We start from the raw sequence: 3,834 nt of genomic DNA on the forward strand, positions 1-3,834 counted from the left end.
TTCAGATGAGCAGACTCAATATTTTGTCACCCGAATTTACAAAGACTCAAAGTATATTTTAGCAGAAGGGAGTCAAGTAAAGAAATTAGCTGAGCAAGATGAGCATCTGCGCTTAATTAGCAGTCAGAAAGTACATCTTTTCACTAAAAGTCAAAAGAAGACAAAAAATACCTTTCGTTTGATAGAGGGTAGACTGCTAAAGAAGGATGAGAAGAGAGGAGAAATTAAAGAAGAGAAGATACTGTTTTTAAGTAACTTAACCGATGATTTTAGTGATGAGCAAATAGCCGGAATTTATAGGAATCGTTGGAAGATAGAGCAGTATTTTCGTTTTATAAAGCAAGAGCTTAACTTTAAACATTTCTTTTCAAGAAATCTCAATGGCATACAAGTGATGATGTATGTAATATTAATAGCATCAATATTACTATTGACATACATAAAAGAAGAAGGATTGAAAGGCTATAAAATCCCTAAAAGGCGATTTTGTTATGGTTTACAAGATGAAATAATTAAAGAAATTGTAATCCATTGCGGAGGAGATCCTTCAAAAATGTATTCTTATTCAGATAGTTAAAAATGTTCCTTACAACCTTAGTTTCAAACTTTGGCAAAGTTTGAGATGAAAAAATGATATGCTGGGACTGTTAGGAATGTTCGGAAGGAAACGGAAAAGAACGGAAGAGGGCTGAGAGAAGATTTGGTGAAAAAAGAGTGTAAGAAGGGTGGGATTAGCTTATAGAGAGCTTATAGGAAGCTTATACGAATCTTGGACGATTGGTATAGAAAGGGTATATAAGTGGTTGACTCATAGTATAATATAGCGATGCAAAAAATGGCAAAAAGAGGGTTTCGAGGCGAAAGAAAAGAGAATCCTCTCCCCGTCCCTCTCCCAAGGAGAGGGGGAGTGTAGCGACGGAAAAGCGGAGGAAACCTCCCCCTAGTCCACTCGGAGAGGGGGAACTGTGACAAGTCATTTATTCGGTAAGCCCCCGAACCCCCGAAGGGGGACAAGCTGGGAAAGGTGACAAACTCCCCTTTCTCACATACTCCGCTCTCGCAGGGCACATACCCAGCTATTGTTGGCTACCTTCAAAGGGGGAATGTTGGGACGGAAAATTGAAAGAAATGATGAATGACGAGAGGCGAATGACGAAGGCGGACTTCCTTTAAAAGGGGAATGTGGTGAGCAATAGGGGGTTGTAAAAGGTTTTGGAGAGGTTAGAAGGAACCAAATGGGCGGGAGCTACAAGCTCGCGCTAGCGATAGGGGCAATGTTCAAAGGGGGAGTGTAGCGAAAAGAAAGGGAGGTGTGTGGTGATGGAAAATGTAGTTAAACCGAAGTTGGGGTATAATAAAAAAGCACTTACAAACATTTGTAAGTGCTTTTGTTTTGAGGGTGGTCCCAGTTGGGCTCGAACCAACGACCCTCTGATTATGAGTCAGATGCTCTAACCAGCTGAGCTATGAGACCTGTCTGTTTTTAATTAAGACGGTGCAAAAGTAGTATTTAAAAATGAATTGACCAAATTTATAGGGAATTTTTTCGAGAAAAAGGGTAAAAATAAGTGGTGAAGGCTTTGGCTATTTGAAGAGAATGTTTTATTTTTGCGCTGTAAAAACAATTCATTACATTGGTAAAACTGAATTATGAAAAGAGTTATTACTTCGCTATTCGTAGCTTTTATTACGCTTTCGGCGTTAGCTCAAGACCGTAAACTGACGGTTGCCGAAGCGGTTTTTCACGCGGTACAAGACCCTTCTTCTGAAATGGGATACCGCATGCTCTCTCCTGAAACTTTGGATAATTTGCAGTGGATTGAGGGCACTGACCTGTATCTGTACAGCAAAGGTGATACGTATGAGATTTTCAACCCCAAAGGTGAAAAAGTGGGCGCTATTGGCAGTGAGCTCACAATGGGGTTTGAGTGGTTGCAAAGCTACTTGCGAAACAGCGGTTCGTTGCCTCCTATCACCTATATCGGTAAAGAGGAAATGGTTTTAAAAGTGGATAATACTTATTACCGTTACAATTACGAGCGCAAGAATGTGCTCAGTAGTATTACGCTACCCAAAGGGGCTGAAAACGCTGAATACAATCCTCTTACAAAATCGGTGGCATATACCTTAGATAATAATTTGTATTTGGCTACTGAAAAGAATGAAAAACAAGCGGTTACTGCTTTTACTGATGCGAATATTGTAGCCGGTAAATCGATTCACCGCAACGAATTTGGCATTAATAAAGGTATATTCTTTTCGCCTAAGGGCAATTATTTAGCTTTCTATCAGAAAGACGAAAGCAAGGTGGCTGATTACCCTTTGGTGGATATTACCACTACTCCTGCTACCTTAAAAGCGATTAAATACCCGATGGCAGGTCAGCCGAGCGAGCAGGCAGCAGTAGGGATTTACGATTTCCAAAGCGGGAAGGTTTCTTATTTAGACATCAACACTACCGATGAACACTTTCTCACAAATTTGGCTTGGAGCCCTGATGAGCGATATATTCTTTTGGCGGAAGTAAACAGAGCGCAGAACCACTTTGCCTTAAACCGTTACGACGCACGTACGGGTAAAAAGGTAAATACAATTTTTGAAGAGCGCAACGCTAAATGGGTAGAGCCCGAAAAGCCTGCTGTGTTCTTGCCGAACAACGCAAATGAGTTTTTATGGCTAAGCGAGCGCGATGGTTTTACAAACGTATACCATTACAATGTGAATGGCAAACTCATTAAGCAAGTTAGCAATTTCCGTTGGGTAGTGCAAGATATTTTAGGTTTCGACGCACAAGGGAAATACGTCTTTATCACCGGTACAGGTGCTGACCCACGTGAGCAACATTGCTTTAAGATAGAGCTTAAAAACCCTAAAAAGGTGAGTGCTCTTACTCCCGAAGCAGGAACTCATAACGTACAGCTGAGCAGTGACGGGAAATATCTTTTGGATAGCTATAGCAGTATCAGCGTTCCACAAAATATAGACCTTGTAAATACAGATAAAGGCAGTAGACAGCGTTTGCTTACGGCTAAGAATCCGCTGGAAGGTATTGCGGTAGGCACCACTGAGTTTGTAACGCTGAAAGCCGAAGACGGTACGCCTCTTTACGGTAAATTGCACAAACCTAAGACTTTTGACCCTAACAAAAAGTACCCTGTGCTGATTTATGTATATGGAGGACCACACGCCCAACAGGTGAAAAACGAATGGTTAGCAGATACTTACTTGTGGTTACACGCTTTTGTAGAAAACGAACAGTATATTGTGTTTACCTTAGACAACCGCGGTAGTGAAAACAGAGGTTTTGCTTTTGAGAGCGTAATCCACCGTCGTTTGGGAGAAATAGAGGTAAAAGACCAGCTTAAAGGGGTGGATTATTTGAAGAGTCTGCCTTATGTAGATGGCAATAGGATAGCAGTACACGGCTGGAGTTTTGGAGGATTTATGGCTTCGAGCTTGCTCACTCGTCACCCTGAAATATTTAGAACTGCTGTGGCAGGAGGGGCTGTAACTGATTGGAAGTATTACGAAGTGATGTATGGCGAGCGCTATATGGATACCCCACAAGAAAACCCAGAGGGTTACGAGAATAGCCGAGTGGGCAAATACCTCACGAATTTGAAGCGCCCACTACTATTTATTCACGGCAGTGTAGACGATGTAGTAGTGCCTCAACACCTGATGAGTATTACACGTGAGTCTATCAAGAAAAACGACTTTATAGAGTTATTTATCTACCCGATGCACGCACACGGTGTACGGGGTACTGACCATATCAATCTTACAGAAAGAATTATTGATTATGTGAAGAAAAACAATCAGTAGTTATCAGAG

The 3,834-nt window shown here is 41.4% G+C and carries 2 protein-coding genes, 1 tRNA gene and 1 pseudogene; 3 read left to right on the plus strand and 1 reads right to left on the minus strand.

Translation table 11 applies throughout. From position 1 onward, the window contains the following. Together HMPREF1321_RS07375 and HMPREF1321_RS12235 are read left to right on the plus strand one after the other, a co-directional pair. A partial coding sequence (locus HMPREF1321_RS07375; RefSeq protein WP_009421172.1) for an IS4 family transposase occupies positions 1–577 on the plus strand: 577 nt, incomplete at its 5' end. Between the two features lie 398 nt (positions 578–975). Continuing rightward, positions 976–1,139, plus strand: a pseudogene (locus tag HMPREF1321_RS12235) (phosphinothricin acetyltransferase). 261 nt (positions 1,140–1,400) lie between these two features. Here the strand turns inward: HMPREF1321_RS12235 and HMPREF1321_RS07380 are convergent. After that, positions 1,401–1,474, minus strand: a tRNA-Ile gene (locus HMPREF1321_RS07380). Positions 1,475–1,650: 176 nt separating this feature from the next. Between HMPREF1321_RS07380 and HMPREF1321_RS07385 the strand changes: the two genes are divergently transcribed. Further along, complete coding sequence (locus tag HMPREF1321_RS07385) at positions 1,651–3,825, plus strand: S9 family peptidase (RefSeq protein ID WP_009422032.1); 2,175 nt, start codon at positions 1,651–1,653, stop codon at positions 3,823–3,825. Positions 3,826–3,834 lie beyond the last annotated feature (9 nt).

The sequence above is a fragment of the Capnocytophaga sp. oral taxon 412 str. F0487 genome, from assembly GCF_000271925.1.
In the GTDB taxonomy this organism is placed as follows: Bacteria; Bacteroidota; Bacteroidia; order Flavobacteriales; family Flavobacteriaceae; genus Capnocytophaga; species Capnocytophaga ochracea.